Here is a 22,630-nt window from a genome sequence, read left to right on the forward strand (position 1 = left end):
GGTCGCCGGGGCCGAGGCCGGGGCGACGGCGGCGCTGGCCGAGGCGGCGACGGCCAGGCCGGCGGTCGAGAGGACGGCGGCGGCGAGGATGGCGCGGATGGTCACGATGATCTCTCCTAGAGCTGTCTAGCGGCGGGAAGCGCCGATGGAGATCACCCTGAAGCCGCGCTCTGAAGCGCTGCGCTCACCAACCTTACAACGGCGCCAGGAACCGCCGCCGAACCTTACAAATCTGCGAGATGGGCGCCGTAAGCCCGCAAGGGCCGCGAGTTTTCATGCTCACGCGCCGACGCTCACGGGCGCGGTCCAGGAACGCCCAGCCATGCCCTCCCCCCGATTATCGACCATAGCCCTTCTGGTGACCTCCCTCGGACTGTCGACCACGCCGGCCTGGGCCGCGGCGCCCGTCCACAAGTCGCCAGCCTCCCGCGCCGAGATCGCCAAGCGCGCCGCCTGCGAGAAGGTCTGGGCCGCCCAGAAGGTCCGCCATGGCGCGCGCCAGGCCTTCGTCGCCGCCTGCGTCGCCAAGGGCTAGCTCCTCGCGACGACGCGAGGCACTCTGACCTGTCGCCCAAGGAGTATCGATGAGCCGACGGATCCTGGTGGTCGAGGACGACGCCGACACCGCCGAATACATCCTCAAGGGCCTGCGCGAGGCGGGCTTCACCGCCGAGCACGTCGCCGACGGCCGCGACGGCCTCTACATGGCCAGCAGCTCCGACTTCGACGCCGTGGTCATGGACCGCATGCTGCCGGGGATGGACGGACTGTCGGTGACCAAGGCGGTGCGCGCCGCGGGCGTGCAGACCCCGATCCTGATCCTCAGCGCGCTGGCCCACCTGGACGAACGCGTCACCGGCCTGCGCGCCGGCGCCGACGACTACCTGACCAAGCCCTTCGGCTTCGCCGAGCTGGCCGCGCGGCTGGAGAACCTGATGCGCCGCGGCGGGGCCAAGCCGGTCGAGACCAGCCTGGCCTGCGGCGACCTGACGCTCGACCTGCTGTCGCGACGCGTGACCCGGGCCGGCCGGACGCTGGAGCTGCTGCCGCGCGAACTGAAGCTGCTCGAATACTTCCTGCGCCACCGCGACCGGGTGGTGACCCGCACCATGCTGCTGGAGGAGGTCTGGGACTATCGCTTCGACCCGCACACCAGCCTGATCGACACCCACATCAGCCGCCTGCGCAAGAAGATCGACGAGGGCTTCGACAAGCCCCTGCTGCACACCGTGCGCGGCTCGGGCTATCGCCTGTCGGAAGCGCCTTGAGCCGTCCCCGCCCCGTGCGCGGCGCCAAGCCCGCGACCCTGGCCCTGGTGGTGGCCGGCGCCGTCGCCCTGGCCCTGGCGATCGGCCTCTTCATCGTCGGCTTCGCCGGTGAGCGGCTGATCGAGCGTCGCCAGCATCTCGTCGCCGAAACGGCGCGCGACTACTTCGTCGCCTTCGCCCACGAGGACGGCCTGGCCGCCATGGCCCGCGCCCTCGACCGACGCACCCGCAGCGAGGGCGGCGCCTTCGACTACACCGCCTTCGACAATGACGGACACCGTGTCGGCGGCGCGACCCTGCTGACCGCCGAGCAGTTGCCGGCGCCAGGCTACAGCGTCCGCGAGATCGGCGACGCCGACTACGAGATCCTCGTCCAGCCGATGTCGGTGGGCGGCACGCTGGTGATCTACGAGAACCTCGCCGACCGCCGCGCCTTCCACTGGGCGATCGTCACCGCCGTCGGCGCGACCTTGCTGATCAGCCTGGTGATCGTCGCCGGCGCGGCCCTGTTCCTGGGCCGCCTGCTGATGCGCCGGGCCGAGGGCATCGCCCGCGCGGCCGAGGACATCGCCGCGGGGGACCTCGCCGCCCGCGCGCCGATCGCCGGCGCGGGAGACGTCTTCGACGACCTGGCGGTCGCCATCAACGCCATGCTGACGCGGATCGAGGAGCTGATGACCGGCATGCGTACGGTCACCGACAGTCTGTCGCACGACCTGCGCTCGCCGCTTACCCGTCTGCGAGGGGCGCTAAATCGCGCCCTGGACGAAGACCTCGCCCAAGCCGACCGCCTGGCCCTGATCGCCGAGGCCGAGGCCGAGTGCGACCAGGTGCTGGCCACCTTCAGCGCCCTGCTCGACATCGCCCGGGCGGAGTCGGGCCTGTCTCGCGACCTGATGGCGCCGCTCGACCTGGCCGAACTGGTGCGCGACATCGGCGATCTCTTCGAGCCGGTGATCGAGGACGCCGGCCAGGCCCTGGTCGTGACCGCCCCGGACGCCCCCGTTCCGTTCGTCGGCCACGAGCTGATCCTGCGCCAGGCCCTGGGCAACCTGCTGCACAACGCCGCCCGCTACGCCGGCGACGGCGCCCGCGTCGCCCTTTTGCTGGAAACCGGAGAGGACGGCGGCCCGCGCCTGGTCGTCGCCGATACTGGCCCCGGCGTGCCCGTCGCTCAGCGCGGCCGGGTGCTGGAACGGTTCGTGCGGCTGGACGAAACCCGCGCAACGCCCGGCTCGGGCCTGGGCCTGGCCATCGCCGCAGCCTGCGCCAAGCTGCATGGCGGCCGCCTGACCCTGGGCGACAATCGTCCGGGTCTGCGCGTGGTGCTCGACCTGCCCTCCGCCGCGATCGACTGAACCTCACAGAAAATCCAGGTTCGCGCCAAGTCCCGGTGAGACGCCGGCGCGATCAAGCCCCTCGTCGTCAACGACAGCAGAGGGGCCAAGGCCATGCGCGACGCCATCCAGAAACTCGACGCCGAAGCCCGTCGCCTGCTGGGCCACGGCTTTCGCGAGCTGGAATCCGAGGAACGCCGGGTGATCCTGCAGATCGTCCGCCGCGCCGCCATCTCGCGCAACATCGCCGACGAGACCGACGAGACCATGTCGTTCGGTCAGCGCCTGGCCGACCGCGTGGCCGAGATCGGCGGGTCCTGGGGCTTCATCATCAGCTTCGCCTTCTTCCTGGTCCTGTGGGCGGGACTGAACGCGGGCGTCCTGCCGCGCCTGGGCCTGCGCCCGTTCGACCCCTACCCCTTCATCTTCCTCAACCTGATCCTATCCATGGTCGCGGCCGTACAAGCGCCGATCATCATGATGAGCCAGAACCGCCAGGCCTCGAAGGATCGCGCCGCGGCCGAGCACGACTACGAGGTCAATCTGAAGTCCGAGCTCGAGATCATGGCCCTGCACGAAAAGCTCGACGCCCTGCGCGCCCGCGAACTGGCCGACATGACCGCCCACCTGATCGTGCTGAGCCAGCAGACCGCCGAAGCCGTCCGCCGGGCCGAAGAGGTCGCCAATGTCTGACGTCGCGCGAACCGGCTTTACCCCGGAGGCGAAAGCCGCTCCCCTGCCCGTCATGGGCGTGGACACGCTGAAGACGATCCTCTCGCGACTGCTGCCGATCGCTCTGCTGGCGACGGCGGCCTTCGTGCTCTGGCGCGAGCTTCACCACCTGTCGCCGGCCGAGATCGGCCGCGAGATGCACGACTGGGGCGCGGCCCGGCTGGCCATGGCCGGCGGGCTCGTCGCGCTCAGCTACAGCCTGCTGGCGGCCAACGAGCAACTGGGGCTGCGCTGGGCCGGCGCCAAAGTGCCCCTGCGCGTGGGCCTGCCCGGCTCGTTCATCGCCTACGCCTTCGCCAACAGCATCGGCCTGACCCCGATCGTGGCGGGGGCGGTTCGCGCCCGCCTCTACGGCCGACACGGCGCCGACGTCGGCAAGGTGGCGCGCACGACGCTCTATTGCGCCATCTCCTTCGCCCTGGGCCTCTCCAGCCTCGCGGGGGTCAGCCTGCTGACCGCGCCGACGGCGACCTTCGCGGCGCTGCATCTGCACCCGGGCCTGGCGCACGCGGTCGGCGTTCTGCTGCTGAGCTTTCCCATCGCCTATCTCGTCGCCTGCGCGACCCAGCGTGGTCCCCTGCGGATCTTCGGCCGCGCCTTCACCCTGCCGCCGCTGACCTGGGGTCTCGCCCAGCTGGTCATCGGCGTGGCCGACAACATCGCGACCTCGGCCCTGGTCTGGCTGCTGGTGGGAGATGCGGCTCCCCTGTTCCCCGCCTTCGCCAGCGCCTACGCGGTCTCGACCGCGGCCGGCCTGTTCTCTGGCCTGCCCGGCGGCGTCGGCGTGTTCGAGGGCGCGATGCTCGCCCTGCTGCCCAACCTCGACCGCGCGGCCCTGACCGCCGCCTTCGTCGGCTATCGCCTGTTCTACTACATCGGCCCGCTGCTGGCGGCCGCCGGCCTGCTGCTGAGCCTGGAGTCCGGCGCGCGCGGCGCGGGCCTGGCCGTCCGTCGCGCCTGGCGGGCGACGGGGCCGACCGCCATCGCCGCCGTCTCGTTCCTGCTGGGCGGTGCGCTGGTGCTGATCGCCGTCGGGCGCATCCCCACCGACCGCCTGGGCCTGCTGAAATCGGTCGTGCCGCTGATCGTGGTCGAGACCAGCCACCTGATCTCGCTGGCCACGGGCCTGGCGCTGATGGTGCTGTCGCTGGGCCTGTTCCGCCGCCTGCAGACCGCCCGGCTGGCGGCCATGCCGATCGCCCTGATCGCCGCTTCGACCGCCCTGCTGCGGGGCCTCGACTTCGCGCCGGCCTGCGTGGCCCTCGCCCTGGCGACGGCCCTGTTCGTTTCCGGACGCCTGTTCACCCGGCGTGGCGCGATCGAACGCGACGCCCTGGCGCCCTGGCTGGCGACCGGCGTGCTGGCGGTGTTCGTCGGCTCCATCGCCCTGGGCGCCTGGATCTACGAGCGCGCGCCGTTCGAGACGCGGCTGCTGACCCACTTCGGCTATCACGCCGACCACGCCCGCTTCATGCGCAGCATCGCCTTTCTGGGCGCGCTGATCTTCGCCGGCGGCATCTGGCGGCTGGCCCGCCTGCCCCACGCCGAGGCCCGCCCGGCGCCGCGCGAGGCGCTCGAGGTGATCCGTCCCCTCGTTGAGGCTTCGCCTGACACGACCGCCCGCCTGGCCCTGACCGGCGACAAGGCGATCCTCGCCGCCGAGGATGGCTCGGCCTTCCTGATGTACGGCGCGGAAGGCGCGAGCCTGATCATGCTCGGCGACCCGGTCGGCGACCGCGAGGCCGGCAAGGCCCTGCTCTGGAAGTTCCGGGAACTGGCCGATCGCCAGGACGCCCGGCCTGTCGCCTATCACGCCAGCGGCGAGCGCATCACCGACTATCTCGACCTTGGCCTCTCGGCCATCAAGCTGGGCGAAGAGGCCCGCGTGCCCCTGGCCGACTTCGAGCTGGCCGGCGGCGCGCGCCGAAACCTGCGCCAGAGCCACGCGCGCGGCCAGCGCGAGGGCCTGACCTTCGAGGTCGTCCAGCCGCCGATCGCCGACGACCTTCTGGCGCGCCTGCGGAAGGTGTCCGACGCCTGGCTGCTCGATCACGGCGGACGCGAGAAGGGCTTCTCGCTGGGCCGCTTCAACCCCGCGGTGCTGCGCCACGACCCGATCGCGCTGGTCCGGCGCGGAGACGAGATCGTCGCCTTCGCCAACATCTGGACCGGCGGCGAGGTCGAAGCCTCCATCGACCTGATGCGGCATGTCGGCGATGCGCCGCGCGGCGTGATGGACTTCCTGTTCGTCGAGCTGATCCTCTGGGCCAAGGCCCGGGGTTTCGCCTGGTTCAATCTCGGCATGGCCCCGCTGTCGGGTCTGGTCGATCATCGCCTCGCGCCCTTCTGGCACAAGGTGGGCCGCCAGATCGCCCGCCGGGGCGGCGCCTATTACGGCTTCGAGGGGCTACGGGCGTTCAAGAGCAAGTTCGATCCGGTCTGGACGCCACGCTACCTGGCCGCCCCGCCGTCGGGCCTTGCCCCCGCCCTGATCGACGCCACCCGCCTGATCGGCCGCGAACCGCCCGCCCTCACAAATCCGTAAGGTCAGCGGCAGGGAGACGACAGCCGGGCCTGGGACAACAGCCTCGCAGTCACGTCGAGGGAGCCTCCCCATGTCCATCCGCAAGATCCTGCTGGGCGCCAGCGCCGCCCTGGTCCTGGGCGCCGGCGGCTTTGTCGCCCTGCACGGCCGGCTCGCCGCCACCGCCGACGCCGCGACGGTCGCTGCGCCCCCGTCCCCGCCCGTCCCGATGGGGCCGCTGACCGAGACGCCCTTCCACTTCGGCTCGTTCGGCGCGGTGACGATCTATCGCCGAGCCGCCGAGCCCGGCCGGTTCGTAGTGCTGATCTCCGACAAGGCCGGATGGACGCCCGAACTCACCGACCAGGCCCGTCGCTTGACCACGCAGGACGCAACCGTGGTCGGCGTGGACCTGCGCCGTTTCCTGCCCGCCGCCGAGCAAGCGGCCGGCGGCCACGGGCTCTATCCGGCCGGCGACTTCTCGGAACTGGCGCAGGCCGCCCAGAAGACCCTGAAGTTCTCGGGCTATCATCGTCCGATCCTGATCGGTCAAGGCGCCGGCGCGGCGCTGGCCTATGGGACGCTGGCGCAATCGCCGGTCGGCATCTTCCAGGGCGGCGCGGGCCTGGACTTCCGCCCCGACCTTGCGAGCGTCCGCCCCCTCGTCGCCGGCGACGGCGGCCTGGTCCACGCGGCGGCGGCGCAAGGCGGTTTCGCCTACGCCCCGAACCCGAAGCTGAGCACGCCGTTCGTCATCGTCGGCCAGGACGCGGCGCCGGCCCACGCCTTCGCGGCCCTCCTGCCGCAAGGCCGTGTCGCACCGGACCTGCCGCAGGCCCTGGCCGTGATCGCCCCCGTCGCCGTCACCGCGCCGCAGGCCTCCGCCGCCCGGCTGGCCAGCCTGCCTCTGGTCGAGGTGCCGACGGCCTCGAACGGCGACACCCTGGCGGTCTTCTATTCCGGCGACGGCGGCTGGGCGGGCATCGACCGGGGCCTGGCCGAAGGCTTCGTCAAGGCGGGCGTGCCGGTCGTCGGCTACGATTCCCTGCGCTACTTCTGGAGCCGGCGGACGCCGCAGGCCGCGGCCGACGACCTGGCCGCCGTGATCCGCCACTACCAGACCGCCTGGGGCAAGAAACAGGTGATCCTTGCGGGCTATTCCTTCGGCGCCGACGCCCTGCCGATCATCGTCCAGCACCTGCCGGCCGACCTGCGCGGCCAGGTCCGCATCGTCGCCCTGCTGGGAACCGATTCCACGGGCGAGCTGGAGTTCCACCCCGGCGACTGGCTCGATGTCGGCGCCAAGGACAGCTACCCGATCGCGCCGGTCCTGGCCTCGCTGAAGGATCTAAAGATCGTCTGCGTCTATGGCTCCGAGGAGCACAACGACGCCTGCCCGACCTTCCCCGCGCCAGTGCGCAAGATCGGCCTGCCCGGCGATCACCACTTCAACGGCGACTACGACACGGTGGGTCGCGCCCTCAGCCAGGCGGCCGGCCTCTAGGCGACTTTGGTCAGGACGAAAAAGGAACGGCGTCTCAGAGGGAAGAGACGCCGTTCAGTTGTTCCCAGATCGTCATGAACCGGCCGATCTCGGCCGTTCCATTTCACGCCAGATCAGGCATGCTCGCCCGCGCGCCTGGCGTTGCGGAATCTTCAGTGCGACGTCGGCCAGCTTCCAGCCTTCGGTAAAGCGGTCCGCCTCGACGACAGCGGTCACCCACTACACCGCCGCGCACGAAAATGAAACACACTTTCCCAGATGACCTTGACATGGAATATGCCTTCCACTTTTGTGTCAGCCAACGAAAGCGATGCTCAGCATCCGATAATCAAGTCCATTAGCGAGTAGAGAAACGCCATGATCCGCCCCCAGACGACGCGTCGGCGCCTCCTTGGTCTGGCAGCCGGACTGGGGCTGACGGCGGCGGCCGGCGGATTGCTGGGGGCCTGCTCGCGCGGCGGCCAGGACGCCGAGGTGGTGGTCAGCTTCAACGACCTTTCCCAGCCCTTCTTCGTGGCCATGCGCCGCGAACTGGAAGACGAAGCGACCAAGCTGGGCGTGAAGGTCCAGGTCATGGACGCCCAGAACAATTCCTCCAAGCAGATCGCCGACCTCGAGGCCGCCGCCGTGCAGGGCGCCAAGGTGGTGATCGTCGCTCCGACCGACTCCAAGGCGCTGGCGACCGCCGCCGACGAACTGGCCAAGCAGGGCGTGGCGGTGATCTCGGTCGACCGCAACATCGCCGGCGCGACGCCGCCCGTGCCCCATGTGGGCGCCGACAACGTGGCCGGAGGCCGCGCCATGGCCGACTGGTTGGTCAAGACCTATCCGACCGGGGCGCGCGTGGTGGTGATCACCAACGACCCCGGCAGCTCCAGCTCGATCGAGCGGGTCAAGGGCGTGCACGAGGGCCTGGCGGCCGGCGGCGCGGCCTTCAAGATCGTCACCGAGCAGACCGCCAACTCCAAGCGCGACCAGGCCCTGACCGTCACCCAGAACGTGCTGACCTCGATGCACGACAGCCCGCCCGACGTGATCCTGTGCCTGAACGACGACATGGCCATGGGCGCGCTGGAGGCCGTGCGCGCCGCCGGCTTCGGCCCGGCCAAGATCAAGGTTCTGGGCTTCGACGCCATCCCCGAGGCCCTGGCCCGCATCAAGACCGGCGAGATGGTCGCCTCGGTCGAGCAGAACCCCGGCCAGCAGATCCGCACCGCCCTTCGCCAGGCCGTCGACAAGATCAAGACCGGCGCCGCGCCCAAGTCGGTCAGCCTGACCCCGGTGCTGATCACCAGCGCCAACCTGACCGAGGCCTCGCGCATCTCCGAGGTCAAGTAGGTCGCCATGACCCTCCTGGACGTCAGCAAGGTCAGCAAGCGCTTCCCCGGCGTGCTGGCCCTCGACCATGTGCGGCTGGCCGTCGGAGCGGGCGAGGTTCACGCCCTGCTCGGCGAGAACGGCGCGGGCAAGTCGACCCTGATCAAGATCCTGTCGGCCGCCCACGCCGCCGACGAGGGAACCGTGACCTTCGACGGCCATGCGCTGGACCCGCGCGATGCGCCGCTGCGTCGCCAGCAGCTAGGCATCGCCACGATCTATCAGGAGTTCAACCTCTTCCCCGAGCTCAGCGTCGCCGAGAACATGTATCTGGGCCGCGAGCCCAAGCGGCTGGGGCTCATCGACTGGGCCAAACTGCGCGGCGACGCCCGCGACCTGCTGGACGAACTGGGCCTGCCGCTCGACCCGAACGAGGTCATCCGTCACCTGACGGTGGCCGAGCAGCAGATGGTCGAGATCGCCAAGGCGATGACCTTGAACGCCCGGCTGATCATCATGGACGAGCCGACCGCCGCCCTCTCCAGCCGCGAGGTCGACCGCCTGCACGCCATCATCGCCGGGCTGAAGGTCCGCGGCGTCAGCGTGATCTACGTCTCGCACCGCCTGGCCGAGGTGAAGGCCATGTGCGACCGCTACACCGTCATGCGCGACGGCCGCTGGGTGGCCAGCGGCGACGTCGCCGACGTCGAGGTGGCCGACATGGTCCGGCTGATGGTCGGCCGCAATGTCGAGTTCACCCGCCGCGTCCGCCAGGGTCCGCCCGGCCCGGTGGTGCTGAAGGTGGAAGGCGTCAGCCCCCGCCGTCCTCGCCTCTCCGCGCCGAACTATCTCAAGGACATCCGCCTGGAGGTGCGCGCCGGCGAGATCGTCGGCCTGGCCGGCCTGGTCGGCGCCGGCCGTACGGACCTGGCCCGCCTGATCTTCGGCGCCGACGCCATCGCGTCCGGCTCGATCAAGCTGGACGACAAGCCGCTGAAGCTGAAGTCGCCGCGCGACGCCATCAAGGCCGGCGTCATGCTGGTGCCCGAGGACCGCAAGCAGCAGGGCTGCTTCCTCGACCACTCGATCCGCCACAATCTCAGCCTGCCCAGCCTGGGCGGTCTCAGCCGCATGGGCCAGTGGATCGACGAGAACGCCGAGCGCGACCTCGTGGAGACCTACCGCCAGAAGCTGCGGATCAAGATGGCCAACCAGGAGACCGCGATCGGCAAGCTGTCGGGCGGCAACCAGCAGAAGGTGCTGCTGGGCCGGTCCATGGCCCTGGCCCCGCGGGTGCTGATCGTCGACGAACCCACGCGCGGCATCGACATCGGCGCCAAGGCCGAGGTGCACCAGGTGCTGTGCGACCTGGCCGCCCAGGGCGTGGCGATCGTCGTCATCTCCTCGGAACTGGCCGAGGTCATGGCCGTCAGCGACCGCATCGTCGTCTTCCGCGAAGGCGCGGTCGTCGCCGATCTCGAGGCCGAAACGGCCACCGAAGAGGGCCTGATGGCCTACATGGCGACCGGCGACCGTCCGGTCTCGTCAGGAATGGAACACCGCCCGCAATGACCGCCTCCCCCACCCTCTCCCCCGACCCGGCCGCCGATCGCGCTGCGCCGCCGCCCGGCCGCCGCTTCGACCTGCTGGCCTTCGCGCGCAAGCACCGGACAATCCTGTTCCTGCTGCTGCTGATCGCCGTGTTCGGGACGGTCAACGAGCGCTTCCTGACGCTGCGCAACGCGCTGAACATCCTCAGCGAAGTGTCGATCTACGGGATCATCGCGGTCGGCATGACCTATGTGATCCTGATCGGCGGCATCGACGTGGCGGTGGGCTCGCTGCTGGCCTGCGCCTCGCTCGCCGCGGCCTATGTGGTCACGAACCTGATCGGCGGCTCGCCGGCCGCCTGGTTCGTGGCCCTGGCGATCTCCAGCGCCGTTGGCCTCATCGCGGGCTATGTCCACGGCAAGGTGGTGACCAAGCTGCACGTGCCGGCCTTCATCGTCACCCTGGGCGGCATGACCGTCTGGCGCGGGGCGACGCTGCTGCTCAACGACGGCGGTCCGATCTCGGGCTTCGACGCGGCCTATCGCTGGTGGGGCACGGGCCAGATCCTGTTCGTGCCGGTGCCGATCGTGGTCTTCGCCCTGGTGGCGGCCGTCGGCCACGTGGTGCTGCGCTACACCCGCTACGGCCGCCAGGTCTATGCGGTGGGCGGCAACGCCGAGGCCGCTCGGCTGTCGGGCGTCAACGTCGATTTCGTCGTCACCAGCGTCTACGCCGTCATCGGCGCCCTGGCCGGTCTATCGGGCTTTCTGCTGTCGGCGCGCCTGGGCTCGGCTGAGGCCGTGGCCGGCACGGGCTACGAACTGCGGGTCATCGCCTCGGTGGTGATCGGCGGCGCCAGCCTGTCGGGCGGCTCGGGCAATGTCGGTGGGACCATCCTGGGCGCCTTGCTGATAGGCGTCCTGTCCAACGGCCTGGTCATCATGCACGTCACCTCGTACTTCCAGCAGGTGGTGATCGGCTTGATCATTGTCGCCGCCGTCGCCTTCGACCACTACGCCCGCACCCACAAGGCCTGACGCGACTCGGCCGGTATCCAGGATGGCGACGATGCGTTCCTTTCGAGCCCTTCTGCTCGGCGCGGTCATGATCTCGACCCCGCTGGCGGCCCTGGCCCAGGCGGGACCGCCTGATCTTACAAGCAAGGTCGATCCCTTCGTCGGGGTCGACGGCGGCGGGGTCACCGGCGGCAACACCGTGCCGGGCGCCGGCGTGCCGTTCGGCTTCGTGTCGCTGAGCCCCGACACCACCAACGCCGACACCAACGGCTACGACTCCAAGAGCCCGATCATCGGCTTCAGCTACACCCACGTCAGCGGCACGGGCGGCTCGGGCAAGTACGGCAACTTCCGGGCCACGCCCACGGTGGGGCCGCTGAAGCTGAACCACCTGCACTTCGGCAAGACCGATGAGCAGGCCTCGCCCGGCTACTACGCCGTGGGCCTGGGCAATAGCGAGGCCGAGCGCATCAAGGTCGAACTGACGGCCTCGCGCCGGGTCGGCTTCCAGCGCCTGACCTATCCGGCCAATGCCCAGAGCCAGCTGATCTTCGACGTCAGCTCGGTGGTGGCCATGCGCGGGCGCGGCCAACGGGTGCGGCTGGCCAAGGTGGAGCTGATCGACGACCACACCCTGGCCGGCGAGGTCACGGTCGAGGGCGGCTGGAACCCCACGCCCTACACCCTCTATTTCCACGCCGTCGTCGATCGCCCGGCCAAGGCCTTCGGCTCGTGGACGGCCGGCCAGGGCTGGTTCGAGGCCAAGCCCGGCTTGGGTCGCGCCGAAGGCGGCTCGCAGGTCAAGAGCGCGGCCAACCGCCAGGGCCTGATGATCGAGTACGACACCGAGCGCGAGTTCTCCAACCGCCTGGGCGCCTGGCTGACCTTCGACACCACCACCGACCGCCAGGTGCAGATGAAGCTGGCCGTGTCGTTCGTCAGCGCCGACCAGGCCCGCGCCAACCTGGCCGAGGAAATGCCCGGTTGGGACTTCGACGCCTATCACGAGGCGGCCAAGGCGCAGTGGGCGCAGGCCCTGGCCAAGATCCAGGTGCAGGGCGGCAGCGACGAGCAGCAACGGATCTTCTATTCCGCCCTCTACCGCTCGCACACCATGCCGCACGACCTGTCGGGCGAGAACGTCTGGTGGAAGTCGGACGAGCCTCACTACGAGGACTTCTACACCCTGTGGGACACGTTCCGGACGCTGCATCCGCTGATGACGGTGATCCAGCCGCAGCGGCAGCGCGACATGCTCCGTTCCCTGATCGACACCTACAAGCATACCGGCTGGATGCCCGACTCCCGCATCGCCGGGGCCAACGGCATGACCCAGGGCGGCTCGAACGGCGACATCCTGGTGGCCGACGCCGTGGTCAAGAAGCTGGGCGGTTTCGACCTGCCCCTGGCCTATGAGGCGTTGCGCAAGAACGGCGAGGTCGACAGCGACCAGCCCTTCCTGCAGGGCCGCGTGCTGAAGGACTATCTGAAGCTCGGCTACGTGCCCTTCACGCAGACCCGCTCGGCCTCGCGCACCCTGGAATACGCCTATGACGACTACGCCATCGGCGTGGTGGCCAAGGCCCTGGGCAAGACTGAGGACGCCAAGCGCTACATCGCGCGCTCGGGCAACTGGAAGAACATCTGGGACGACAGCCTGGGCTGCGTGCGCCCCCGCTACCCCAACGGCGAATGGGTCGAGAACTACAGCTGCACCTACGAATATCCCGACCGTTCGGGGCCGTGGTGGGACGCGGTGTTCTACGAGGGCAACGCCCTGCAGTACTCGACCTACGTCCCGCAGGACGTGGCGGGCCTGATGACCAAGACGGGCGGCGCCAAGGGCTTCGTGGCCTGGCTCGACCACCTGTTCGACGGCCACTATTCGCAGGGCAACGAGCCGGACATCCTGGCCCCGTACCTCTACATCCACGCCGGCCGGCCCGACCGTACGGCCGAGATCGCCCGCCAGCTGATGACCAAGCACTATCGCGCCACCCGCACCGGCCTGCCGGGCAATGACGACGCCGGCGCTATGTCGAGCTGGTACGTCTGGAACGCCGTCGGGCTCTATCCGAACGCGGGCCAGCCCTACTACTACATCGCCTCGCCGGTGTTCACGCGCAGCGCCATCGCGCTGGAAGGCGACAAGACCTTCGTGGTCTCGGCGCCGGCCGCCTCGGAGGCCAACCGCTATGTCACGGCGGCCAGGCTGAACGGCAAGCCGATCGACCGCGCCTGGATCACTCATGACGAGCTGGCCAGGGGCGGTGTGCTGGAGCTGACCATGGGCCCCGCGCCGTCGGCCTGGGCGACGACGTTCACGCCGCCGCCGAACGGGCTTTAGGGAGCGCCGCCTAAGCTCCCTCCCCTTGATGGGGGAGGGTTGGGGTGGCGGTGGCGCGGCGTGGGACGCAGCACTGTCGCCAACTCAGCAGGTCACCCCCATCCCCGGCCCTTCCCCCATCAAGGGGGAAGGGAGAAGTCACCTTCAGTGGTTCTCGTGCGTCGCCACCTGCTCGGGAACGACCAGGCGGACGCGGTCGAGGCCCACGCGGCCGACGCGCGCCGTCACCACCACGGTATGCCGCCCCGGCGACAGCGAGGGGCCGACGACAGGCTTCAGCAGGTTGTCGAGCACCCCCTCGGCCCAGGCCGGCGAGCCGACCTTGCGCGGCAGGGTCACGCGCTCGGCCGGACCGCCATCGATGCTGACGTCCAAGGCGATGTCCTGGGCCTGGCCGTCGGGGAAGATCGGCAGGACGCCCAGTTGCACGCGGCGGCCGTCGGCGCTGGCGACGTCGACCGACAGGGTCAGGGTCGCGCCGGGCGCATCGGCCAGCATGACGCCGCGCCCGCGACCAACGCCCTCGACCAGACGCCAGCCGGTGTTGGCGGCGAAGGCCTCGGCCTCGACGATCGGCGAATTGGCCGGCGAATTGCCGTCGACCACGGCCAGGAACGCCGCCGGATCGGAGACGAGGCCAAGGCTCGGCGTCGGGATCGGACGGGCGCGGTAGATCCGCCACTGGCTGTCGGCCGGCTCCTCCGGCATCAGCCAGTGCCACTTGCCGCCAGCGACCTGGTTGTTGAACTTGTTGGTGAGAGCCGTGATCTCGGCCTGGGCCTCGACGGCCGCGCCGCCGGCCGAGCGGGCCATGGCCTGCTGCTTGTCGACCAGCTCGTTGTACCGCTCGGCCGCGAAGAACCGCATGTTGGCCGCCGCCGAGACGCGGATCGGGAACTCGACCAGCTCGAACCAGGCGTCGGCCAGCGACGGCGGCACGTCGGCGCTCGCGGTCTTGGTTTCAGCGACCAGCTTGCGGAAGGCGCGCAGGCGGTCGTTGACCTCGTCGGGCGTGTAGCTCGACAGGTGCCGGTTCTCGGCCTGGGGCTGCCATTCCAGATGCTCGGGCCGGCGCTCGAAGTTCAGGCGATAATAGGCGTCGAGCAGCTCGGCCGCCTTGCCTCCAAGGGCGGGGCCAAAGGCGCGGCCGGTCCAGTCGGCCAGGAACTGGCGCTGGGTCTTGCCCCGCCAGCGGTCGATGTCCCAGGCCATCTCCAGGAAGTGGCTGGCGCCGATCTCGGCCGGCTTGATGTCGCCGACATTGGCGATCCAGACGCTGCGCGCGCCCTTGTCCCAGGCGTGGATCATCTCCTCCTGCACCAGGGCCGGCGGCGTCGTGCCCAGCCACAGATAGGCCAGCGGATAACCCAGATACGACAGGTGGTAGTAGACGCCCGCCCCGCCCTTGCGGCCGGCTTCCTCGGCGCTGGGGAACTGGCGGATGTAGCCGAAATTGTCGTCGGGCCAGACGATGGTGACGTCGTCGGGCACCTTCACGCCGGCGCGGTAGATCTCCAGCACCTCCTTGTAGGGCACGAAGATCTGCGGAACCTTGGAGACGTCGCCGGGGATGTTCTTGGCCAGGACCTCGCGCTGGTCGGCGATGATCTTGTCCAGCAGAGCGACCTTCTCCTCCATGGTCTTGGGGCCGACCATGCCGGTGTCGTGGATGCCGCGCATGCCCAGGGTCCAGAGGCTCTCGTAGGGGCCATTGGCCTTGGCGCGCTCTTCCCAATAGGCCTTCACGCCCTCGGGATTGGTGGCGTAGTTGAACTTGGCCGGGTCGTCCTTCCACTCGCCGACATTGTTGCGCAGCATGGCCTCGGCGTGGGACGAGCCCATGACGATGCCGTACTCCTGCGCCAGCTTGGCGTTCTCGGGATCGGAATTGAATGGCGCGGTCGTGTGGTGCATGGCCGGCCACAGGGTGTTGGCTTTCAGGCGCAGCAGCAGGGTGAAGATCCGGCGATAGGTCTTGGGCCCGATGTCGCCGCGCTCGGGATCGAAGGTCTTCACCGCCCACGGATAGAGGCCCCAGTCCTCGTCGTTGACGAAAACGCCGCGGTAGCGAACCGACGGCGGGCCGAAGCGATGGACGCCGGCGGCGACGAACAGCTTGTCTTTGTGAGCGGGCGTAACGTCGGCCCACCAGGCCCAGGGCGACACGCCCATGGCCTGGGCCACCTCGTAGACGCCGAAGGCCGCGCCGCGCCGATCGCTGCCGACCACCACCAGGGCCTTGTCGACGCCGGGCGCCGGACGGTCGACCGAGGCGATGACGAAGCTTTCCCAGGCGCCCGAGAGCCGCGACACGTCGATCTTCCTGGCCGCGACCAGGGCGTCGATAACCTTGCTGTGGCCCAGGGTGCCGACCAGGATGGCCGTCTTGCCCGAAGGCGCGTCCGACACGGCCGCTTGCTGGCCGGTGACGGTCTTGAGGTCGTCGGCCAGGTCGTCGGCGGCATGGCGCACGACGGCGGCGTCGGCGGGATCGACCACGATCGTCGGCGCCCTGCCCGTCTCGACCAGCACGAAACCGCCGCGCGAAAGGCTGTCGGTGAAGATCGCGCCCACTTCGCCGCGTCTCTGGGCTTGAGCGGCCTGGACGGCGCCGAGGCAGAGCACGAGCGCCAGGGCGCCGCGCCAGATCGACTTCGACATCTTCATAGGCCCGGGCCTCCCTACGCGTGGCGGGTCTTGTACTGGATAGGACGGCGACGACGCGCCGAACCTCAACGGCAGCCGGTTCCGGCGATCAACTCGACCTCGGACACCTCGACCGCCTTGCCGGCGGTCAGCTCCAGGCGATAGCGGGCATAGGCCTTGACGGACTTCAGGTCGAAGCTGCGGGTGGCCTGGCGATGGTCGAAGCGCTCGCCGCGCCGCTCGTCGAGCTTCACCCAGCGCTTGCCGTCGAAGCCGCTGAACCGCCAGGCGGTCGGATCGGCCGCCTTGGCGCCGACGCTGACGGTGTAGGCCTTCAGGCAGGTCGCCGCGGGACGGATGAAGGTCGCCGACTGACCGGTCGAGGCGCTCCAGGCCGTCGAGGTCTTGCCGTCGGCCAGGGCCGCGACGCTGGCGTCGCTGTTCAGCACCGCGCCGTCGTACGCCCACTGGCCGGGCTTGTCGCTCATGGTGAAGCTCAGCACGCCGCCGGCCAGCACCTGCGCCTGGGTGATGAAGGGACCGGCCAGCGGCTTTCCGTTCAGGCTGGCCGCGGCGATGTAGGGACGATCCGCTCCGGCATTGGCCGCGACGACTTCCAGCGACCGGCCGCCCTCCAGGTGCAGCACGCTCTTCGGGTGACGCGGGCCGTGCAGGTAGAAGAGGTCGCTGCCGAGCTTCGGGAACAGGCCCAGGCGATTGAAGACGTAGTTGGAGCTCATCGCGCCTGCGTCCTCGTCGCCCGGATAGGCGGTGGCAGTGAAGTGCTTGAACACCTCGCCCGACCAGTAGGATGACAGGTCCGACCGGCCCAGGGCGTGGAACAGCCAGGGGGTGGCGAAGGACGGCTCGTTGGTGATGTCGATCAGGCCCGCGTCGAGGGCGTGGTTCAGGCGCTCGTTGAAGCGCACCCGGCCGCCCATGGCCTCGATCAGGCCCGGCAGGTCGTGCAGCACGCCGTAGGAATAGATCCAGGCCGTGCCCTCGTAATAGCCGACATTGTTGTGGACCTTGCCGTCCCAGCCGAGCTTGGGATCGATGTCCTGGAACTTGCCGTCCGGATAGCGCGGCATCAGGAAGCCGGCAAAGCCATCGCTCGTGGTCTCCGGGTTCCAGATCTTACGCCAGTTGGCAGAGCGCTTCAGCAGGACGCCCGCCTCGTCGGCGTGTCCGGCCTTGGCCGCGACCTGGGCGGCGAAATAGTCGTTGAGCGCGAAGCCCAGGGTCGAGGAGCCCGACTTGGCGCGCTGGTTGTTCGGCTCGGGACTACGGTCGCCGACGCCGAACCAGCCGCTCTCCAGATAGCGCGGGCGACGGCGCTCGAAGGCGTTGAAGTGGGTCAGCCGCCAGGCGTCGTTCCAGTTGACGCCCGCCGCACCCCGCAGGGCCGCCTCGCCCAGCACGTTGTCGACTTCGTCGCCCCCCTGCCCCACGTGATAGTTCTGGCCGCCGATGATGGCGGTGTCGGCCGCGCCGAACTTGTCGAAGGTGTGGATCAGCGAGTTGATGTTGGCCGCGTAGTCGCTGGGGCGCAGCACCGACATCAGCGGAAACAGCGTCCGGTAGGTGTCCCACAGGGTGTAGTGGTCGTCCCAGTTGGGACGCCCCAGCTCCTTGGCGGGCTGGTCCAGGCTGCGGTCCCGGGGATGGGTCGAGGCATGGTAGAAGGCCGTGTAGAAGCGGCGGGTCTGCGCCTCGTCCAGGCCGGAGACCTCGATCTCGCCCAGCCGCTCGTTCCAGGCCGCCTGGGCCTGCTGGCGGACACGGTCATAGCTCCAGTCGGGGATCTCGCGGTCCAGCAGGGCCTCGGCCGTTTCGGCGCTGGTGAAGGACACGGCGACCTTGACCAGCAGCGGCTTGCCGGCGGTCGTCTTGAAGGTCTGCCAGGCGCCCAGGCGCTCGTCGGGACCGGTCTTGCCTTCGGTCGCGCCGGCGCGGCGTTCGGCCTTGTCGAAGACGCCCCAGGCGACGGGTTTCTGGTCGAACTTGGCCACGAACCAGATGTCGATCAGGGCCGGGTTCCAGTAGCCCTTGGCCTTCACGTGGCCGACGATCTTGCCCTCGGCCGGATAGAGCTTCACGTCCGCCTGGTCCGAGGCGACGAGGCCGCCGACCTTGCGGGTGACGTCGAACACCAGCTGGGCCTGGTCGGTGTCGGGATAGGTCAGGCGATAGATCGCCGCATAGTGCGCCGGCGTCACCTCGACCTTGGCGCCGTAGCGCGTCAGGCGAACCGAATAGGCGTCGGCCGCCAGCACCTCGTTGGCCTTGGGCGACAGGTGGGCCGTCTCATCGAATTCAGGCTGGCCCACCTGGGGCGACAGCAGGAACGTGCCGTAGGTGGTGACCCCGCCGGAGCCCTGCGAATGCAGCTGAGCGAAGCCGCTGATCGGCTCGGCGGCGTTGTAGCCGGCGTTGCTGGGATTGGGCGTCTCGGGCGAGGGATGGATCGAGCCGTTGGGCAGGGTCGGCCCGGGAATGGTGTCGCCTTCGTTGTCGTTGCCGAGGCCGACCTCGAGGGCGGGAAGCTTGTAGAGGGACTGGGCGGGGGCGGCCTGGGCGATCGGGCCCGCCGCCAGGGCGGTCGTGGCCAAGAGGGTCGCCAGCAGGGTGGAAAGTCCAGCGCGTAGTCCCGGCATCGAAATCCTTCCGGTCTCAGGCCTTCCGCGAGTCACCCGGCAGGCACCGCAGAAGAGAAAATATAGCCGGTCCACGGAGGGACCGGCTATCGAGTGCATCACTGGGGGAAGTGAACTTTAGAACGTGGCGCGCGCCGTCAGAGTGAAGGTGCGGCCGTCGTAGTCGACCCAACGCGAGACCTGGTAGTCGTTCTCGTATTCGAAGCGGACCGCGTCGGTCAGGTTGTAGGCGTCCAGCGAGACGGTGAGCTGGTCGTTGACGTTGTAGGACGCCGACATGTCCAACTGGCCGCGCGGCTTAACCGAGCGTGAGCCGCCGCTGTAGGTGCCGTTGGCGTTCAGGTCGTAGGCCGAGCGATAGTTGTAGACCATGCGCACGCCGAACTTCGGCGTCTCGTAGTAGCCGATGACGTTGACATTGTGCTTGGAGATGCCCGGGAACGGGGCGATCGCCGGGCTCTTCGACGTCGTGTAGGCATAGTTGAAGCTGCCGCCGAAGTTCTTCCAGAAGCCCGGCAGGAAATCGAGGTTCTGCTGGATGTTGAACTCGACGCCCTCGACGGTGGTCGGCTTGTCGAGGTTGTAGGCGCCGCTGGCGTTGACGTGCACCTGCTTGGTCGTGCTGCTGAGCGCGGTGGCCGTGCAGTAGGTGCCGTCCCACGACAGGGCGCCGAAGCCCCAGGTCGAGCCATCGGCCGGGCACAGCAGCGCCGGGTCGGAGGTCGAGGCGATGCGGCCGGTGATGTTCTTGCGGAAATAGGCCAGCGAAACCAGGCCGTTGGGGCGGTTGTACCACTCCAGCGACAGGTCGAAGGACTCGGCCAGATAGGGCTTCAGCTTGTTGTTACCGATCTGCACCGAGACGTCGTAGACGTTGACGCTGCCCGAAGTCAGGCTGGTGTTGAGGATCTGGGTCGGGCTGACCTTGGTCGACGGCGAGTACTGGCGCGGGTGCGGGCGCACATAGGTCTTGTAGTAGGCGCCGCGCAGGATCAGGTCGTCGGTGACGTCGGCCACGAAGATCGCCGACGGCAGGAAGTAGTCGTACTTGTTGACGTACTTCTCGGTTTTGAAGGCCGTGGCCGAGCCGATCGAGTCGGTCGGCGCGGTCGTGCGATCCAGGGTCGTGATGGTGTTCTTGGTGTCTTCGTAGCGGCCACCGAAGTTGCCGCGCAGGCCGTGACCGAAGATCTCAGTGTCGTACTTCGCCTGAATGTAGAACTGATTGATATCGTTCTCGTTGGTGAAGTTCTTATCGTAGTAGCTGCTGTCGGAGTACTGGATGTTGAAGCCCTGGCTCGACAGGCCGCCGCTCTGGTAGGCCGTGACCGGACGGACGGCGTTCAGGAACTCGCGGATGTTCAACACCTGCCAGTTGCGATTGTAGCTGCCGCCCTTGCCGCCCATGAAATCGTCGACGAAGGGCGACGTGATCATCATGCTCGAGGTGATGTTCTGCAGCTGCGCGCCGTAGGCGTAGACGCGGTAGCCGGTCGACACGTACTTCTCGCGCTCCAGGCGCACGCCGGCCTGGATGCTCTTGATCGGGCCCAGCTGGGTGAAGCGCTCGACGTCGAACGCCGCGCTGTTCAGCTCGTTCTCGGCGAAGCTCTCGGTGCCCTGGATCTGGATCTGGTTGGTCGAGTTGGCCTTGGCGCCGTTGTTGTAGAACGACGTCGGGTCGGAGGTTCCGCCCCAGGTCCAGGTCTGGCCGGTCGTGATCGAGTTCTGCGGGTTGGGCGAGGTGGTGTAGATGAAGTTGCCGATGTCATCCAGGCCGGTGGTCAGCGACCCGGTGACGCCGTTGCCGCCCGCGCGGGTGTAGTTGGCGACGTCGACCTCGGTCTCGACCGAGGCGTTGTAGCCCGACGACAGGGTCAGGGCGGCGGCGACGCGCCAGTCCTCGTTCTTCCAGTCGAAGGTGCCGAGCAGACCGTCCGACTTCTGGCGCTGTGAATACAGACGGGTCGAGGACAGCGCGTTCATGTTGGCGAACGTGTAGCTCTGGTACAGGTAGCGGCCGTCGTTGGTCTTCACCGGCGTGCCCGTCGGCGTGATCACCGTACCCGCGCCGGCCGTCGACGACGGCAGGACGGTGTTGATCAGGAAGTACTGGACGGTGTCAGGCAGGTTGCGATCGGTCTTGAAGCCGATCAGGCCGATCTTGGTGTCGTCGTTGGGGCGCCACTCGACGCCGGCCGTACCCGACCAGACCTCGCCCACGTTCATGCGGGTGTACTGGCGGATCTGACTGTTGGCCCAGACGCCGTTGCTGCTGGTCGAACCGGTGTTGCTGGTCGTGTAGGCCGCGGCCTGCGCCTGGGTCAGACCCAGGGCCTGGCCCAGCGAGCGGCAGTAGGACGTCGCGCTGGTCGGGCAGGCCGTGGCCGAATAGTACTGGCCGTAGGTGGCGTTGAACTGGGTCGGCGTCAGGCCCGTCATCGCCGACGTCAGGTAGTCGTAGCTGTTGAGACGGATCGTATCGCGGCGGAAGTTCTCTTTCTTGTAGGCCAGGGTGCCGAACACCGCGAGGTCGTCGGTGAGGTGCTTGTTGTAGCCGATGGTCGCGGCCGGCGCGCCCAGGCTGCCCAGGGTGTTGTACTCGTAGGACGCCTTCATGAAGCCGCCGTCCTTGCGCGACAGCGCCGGCGCGATCTGCAGGTCGACATTGCCCGAGAGACCGCCCGAGACGGTGTTGGCCATCGGCGACTTCTGGATCACGAAGGCCGAGAAGATGTCGGAATTGAACGCGCCCAGCGGCGAGCCCTGGTTGTCGCGCAGCAGCGCGGGGCCGGCGAACGACTGGCCGTTCAGCGTGTTGCGGGCGTATTCGCCGGGCATGCCGCGCAGGTTGATGGTGGCGTCGCGGCCCTCGGCCTCGCGGTTGATCTGGACGCCGGGGATACGCTGCAGGGCCTCGCCGACGTTCAGGTCGGGGAAGCGGCCCAGGCCGTCGGACGAGATCCCGTCGGTGATCTCAACGGCGTTCTTCTTGGTGCGAACGGCGTCGGCGTAGCTTTTCTTGAAACCCGTGACGACGACGGTGTCGACCGTGTCGTTCTGGGTCGCGGCGGCTTCCTGGGCCATGGCGAGCGCCGGCAGGCCGCCCATGACAGTTGCGGACAGAAGCGCGACCTTCAGGACGCGCATCGAGCTGATCTTGGACTTCAATTTCGTTCCCTCCTCGTTATGGCCCGCCGTCTTGCGTGACAGCTTTTCAGCCAACCCCTCTCGCGGTACCGGTCCCAGCAATCTTGCGATTGGCCAGGGCAATGTGGAGATGGAACCCACACGGTGCCGCGCCCGTAAACCAACGACGATCAGTTTGATATCGCTGGCTTTTTTCGTATTGTTAAATTGATTTGTATATTATTTTCCCGAGACAATCTAGAAAATATTTTTCGGAATTGCAAATTGGTCAGGCCAAAATAGATAGGTCGCAACCAGCGGTGACAGCGCCTCACCTGAGCGTTGAGCGCAGCCGGACTGGAAAAGCGACGCGGGCTGAACGAGGCTCGGGTCAGGGAGTGAGTGTAATGAAGGCAAGCATGATGGCGGGCGCGGCCTGGCTGGCGATCGGCCTCGCCGCCCAGGCGGAGGAAACGCCCCGAGTCGACCCCGTGCAGATCGATTCCTCCCGCCCCGACTGGGAGAACCCGGCGGTCAACGCCCGCGGCAAGATGCCGGCCAGCGCGAGCCACTTCCCGTTCGAAAGCCGCGCCGCCGCCCTG

General features: G+C 68.7%; 14 protein-coding genes and 1 pseudogene. 11 read left to right on the forward strand and 4 right to left on the reverse strand.

The window, feature by feature from the left end; genetic code table 11:
* Positions 1-358: 358 nt before the first annotated feature.
* The 6 genes from DMC18_RS26000 (at position 359) to DMC18_RS10985 (ending at position 7,365) form a co-directional block, all read left to right on the forward strand.
* Positions 359-535 carry a hypothetical protein gene (locus tag DMC18_RS26000; RefSeq protein WP_158285898.1) on the forward strand — a complete coding sequence of 59 codons (177 nt, stop codon included), beginning with the start codon at positions 359-361 and terminating at the stop codon, positions 533-535.
* A 49-nt stretch (positions 536-584) separates the two neighbouring features.
* Positions 585-1,268: a response regulator transcription factor gene (locus DMC18_RS10965; RefSeq protein WP_110117620.1), complete on the forward strand. Its 684-nt coding sequence runs from the start codon at positions 585-587 to the stop codon at positions 1,266-1,268.
* Positions 1,265-2,626 (forward strand): HAMP domain-containing sensor histidine kinase, encoded by a 1,362-nt coding sequence (locus DMC18_RS10970; protein WP_146218045.1) that lies wholly within the window; start codon positions 1,265-1,267, stop codon positions 2,624-2,626. Before DMC18_RS10965 ends, DMC18_RS10970 begins: the two co-directional genes overlap by 4 nt.
* 93 nt (positions 2,627-2,719) lie before the next feature.
* Complete coding sequence (locus DMC18_RS10975; RefSeq protein ID WP_110117622.1) at positions 2,720-3,298, forward strand: DUF1003 domain-containing protein; 579 nt, start codon at positions 2,720-2,722, stop codon at positions 3,296-3,298.
* On the forward strand, positions 3,291-5,882 hold the full coding sequence (mprF, locus tag DMC18_RS10980; protein ID WP_110132936.1) for a bifunctional lysylphosphatidylglycerol flippase/synthetase MprF: 2,592 nt from the start codon (positions 3,291-3,293) through the stop codon (positions 5,880-5,882). The genes DMC18_RS10975 and mprF overlap by 8 nt, the downstream gene beginning before the upstream one ends.
* A gap of 70 nt (positions 5,883-5,952) precedes the next feature.
* Positions 5,953-7,365 (forward strand): AcvB/VirJ family lysyl-phosphatidylglycerol hydrolase, encoded by a 1,413-nt coding sequence (locus DMC18_RS10985; RefSeq protein ID WP_110117623.1) that lies wholly within the window; start codon positions 5,953-5,955, stop codon positions 7,363-7,365.
* Positions 7,366-7,437: 72 nt separating this feature from the next.
* Here DMC18_RS10985 and DMC18_RS26005 read toward each other — a convergent pair whose 3' ends face one another.
* Positions 7,438-7,581: a hypothetical protein gene (locus DMC18_RS26005; RefSeq protein WP_158285899.1), complete on the reverse strand. Its 144-nt coding sequence runs from the start codon at positions 7,579-7,581 to the stop codon at positions 7,438-7,440.
* Between the two features lie 141 nt (positions 7,582-7,722).
* Here DMC18_RS26005 and DMC18_RS10990 point away from each other — a divergent pair, with 141 nt between their 5' ends.
* The 4 genes from DMC18_RS10990 to DMC18_RS11005 are packed head-to-tail and all read left to right on the forward strand — an operon-like array spanning position 7,723 to position 13,596.
* Positions 7,723-8,703, forward strand: coding sequence for a sugar ABC transporter substrate-binding protein (locus DMC18_RS10990; RefSeq protein WP_110117624.1), 981 nt, complete (start codon positions 7,723-7,725; stop codon positions 8,701-8,703).
* A gap of 6 nt (positions 8,704-8,709) precedes the next feature.
* The gene (locus DMC18_RS10995) at positions 8,710-10,254 is read left to right on the forward strand and encodes a sugar ABC transporter ATP-binding protein (RefSeq protein ID WP_110117625.1); all 1,545 of its coding nucleotides are present in this window, start codon (positions 8,710-8,712) and stop codon (positions 10,252-10,254) included.
* A complete protein-coding gene (locus DMC18_RS11000; RefSeq protein ID WP_110117626.1) occupies positions 10,251-11,270 on the forward strand; it encodes an ABC transporter permease in 1,020 nt (339 codons plus the stop codon). Before DMC18_RS10995 ends, DMC18_RS11000 begins: the two co-directional genes overlap by 4 nt.
* A 22-nt stretch (positions 11,271-11,292) precedes the next feature.
* Positions 11,293-13,596, forward strand: coding sequence for a GH92 family glycosyl hydrolase (locus tag DMC18_RS11005; protein WP_110117627.1), 2,304 nt, complete (start codon positions 11,293-11,295; stop codon positions 13,594-13,596).
* Between the two features lie 144 nt (positions 13,597-13,740).
* On the opposite strand, the pseudogene DMC18_RS11010 reads toward DMC18_RS11005, so the two are convergent.
* The 3 genes and pseudogenes from DMC18_RS11010 to DMC18_RS11020 all read right to left on the reverse strand — a co-directional run.
* Positions 13,741-16,167 (reverse strand): annotated as a pseudogene (locus tag DMC18_RS11010) (glycosyl hydrolase 115 family protein); the annotation flags it as partial.
* 161 nt (positions 16,168-16,328) lie between these two features.
* On the reverse strand, positions 16,329-18,899 hold the full coding sequence (locus DMC18_RS11015) for a GH92 family glycosyl hydrolase (protein WP_110117629.1): 2,571 nt from the start codon (positions 18,897-18,899) through the stop codon (positions 16,329-16,331).
* A gap of 117 nt (positions 18,900-19,016) precedes the next feature.
* Positions 19,017-22,049, reverse strand: coding sequence for a TonB-dependent receptor (locus DMC18_RS11020; protein WP_233245115.1), 3,033 nt, complete (start codon positions 22,047-22,049; stop codon positions 19,017-19,019).
* Positions 22,050-22,435: 386 nt separating this feature from the next.
* On the opposite strand from DMC18_RS11020, the gene DMC18_RS11025 reads away from it, so the two are divergent.
* On the forward strand, positions 22,436-22,630 hold a 195-nt coding region (locus DMC18_RS11025), incomplete at its 3' end, for a hypothetical protein (protein ID WP_199232564.1).

This window comes from Caulobacter sp. D5 (genome assembly GCF_003185805.1).
In the GTDB taxonomy this organism is placed as follows: Bacteria; Pseudomonadota; Alphaproteobacteria; order Caulobacterales; family Caulobacteraceae; genus Caulobacter.

Coding starts and splice junctions, on each gene's coding strand:
- DMC18_RS10965 (WP_110117620.1), top strand. CDS start 585: ATGAGCCGACGGATCCTGGTGGTCGAGGACGACGCCGACACCGCCGAA.
- DMC18_RS10975 (WP_110117622.1), top strand. CDS start 2,720: ATGCGCGACGCCATCCAGAAACTCGACGCCGAAGCCCGTCGCCTGCTG.
- mprF (WP_110132936.1), top strand. CDS start 3,291: ATGTCTGACGTCGCGCGAACCGGCTTTACCCCGGAGGCGAAAGCCGCT.
- DMC18_RS10985 (WP_110117623.1), top strand. CDS start 5,953: ATGTCCATCCGCAAGATCCTGCTGGGCGCCAGCGCCGCCCTGGTCCTG.
- DMC18_RS10990 (WP_110117624.1), top strand. CDS start 7,723: ATGATCCGCCCCCAGACGACGCGTCGGCGCCTCCTTGGTCTGGCAGCC.
- DMC18_RS10995 (WP_110117625.1), top strand. CDS start 8,710: ATGACCCTCCTGGACGTCAGCAAGGTCAGCAAGCGCTTCCCCGGCGTG.
- DMC18_RS11000 (WP_110117626.1), top strand. CDS start 10,251: ATGACCGCCTCCCCCACCCTCTCCCCCGACCCGGCCGCCGATCGCGCT.
- DMC18_RS11005 (WP_110117627.1), top strand. CDS start 11,293: ATGGCGACGATGCGTTCCTTTCGAGCCCTTCTGCTCGGCGCGGTCATG.
- DMC18_RS11015 (WP_110117629.1), bottom strand. CDS start 18,899: ATGCCGGGACTACGCGCTGGACTTTCCACCCTGCTGGCGACCCTCTTG.
- DMC18_RS11020 (WP_233245115.1), bottom strand. CDS start 22,049: ATGCGCGTCCTGAAGGTCGCGCTTCTGTCCGCAACTGTCATGGGCGGC.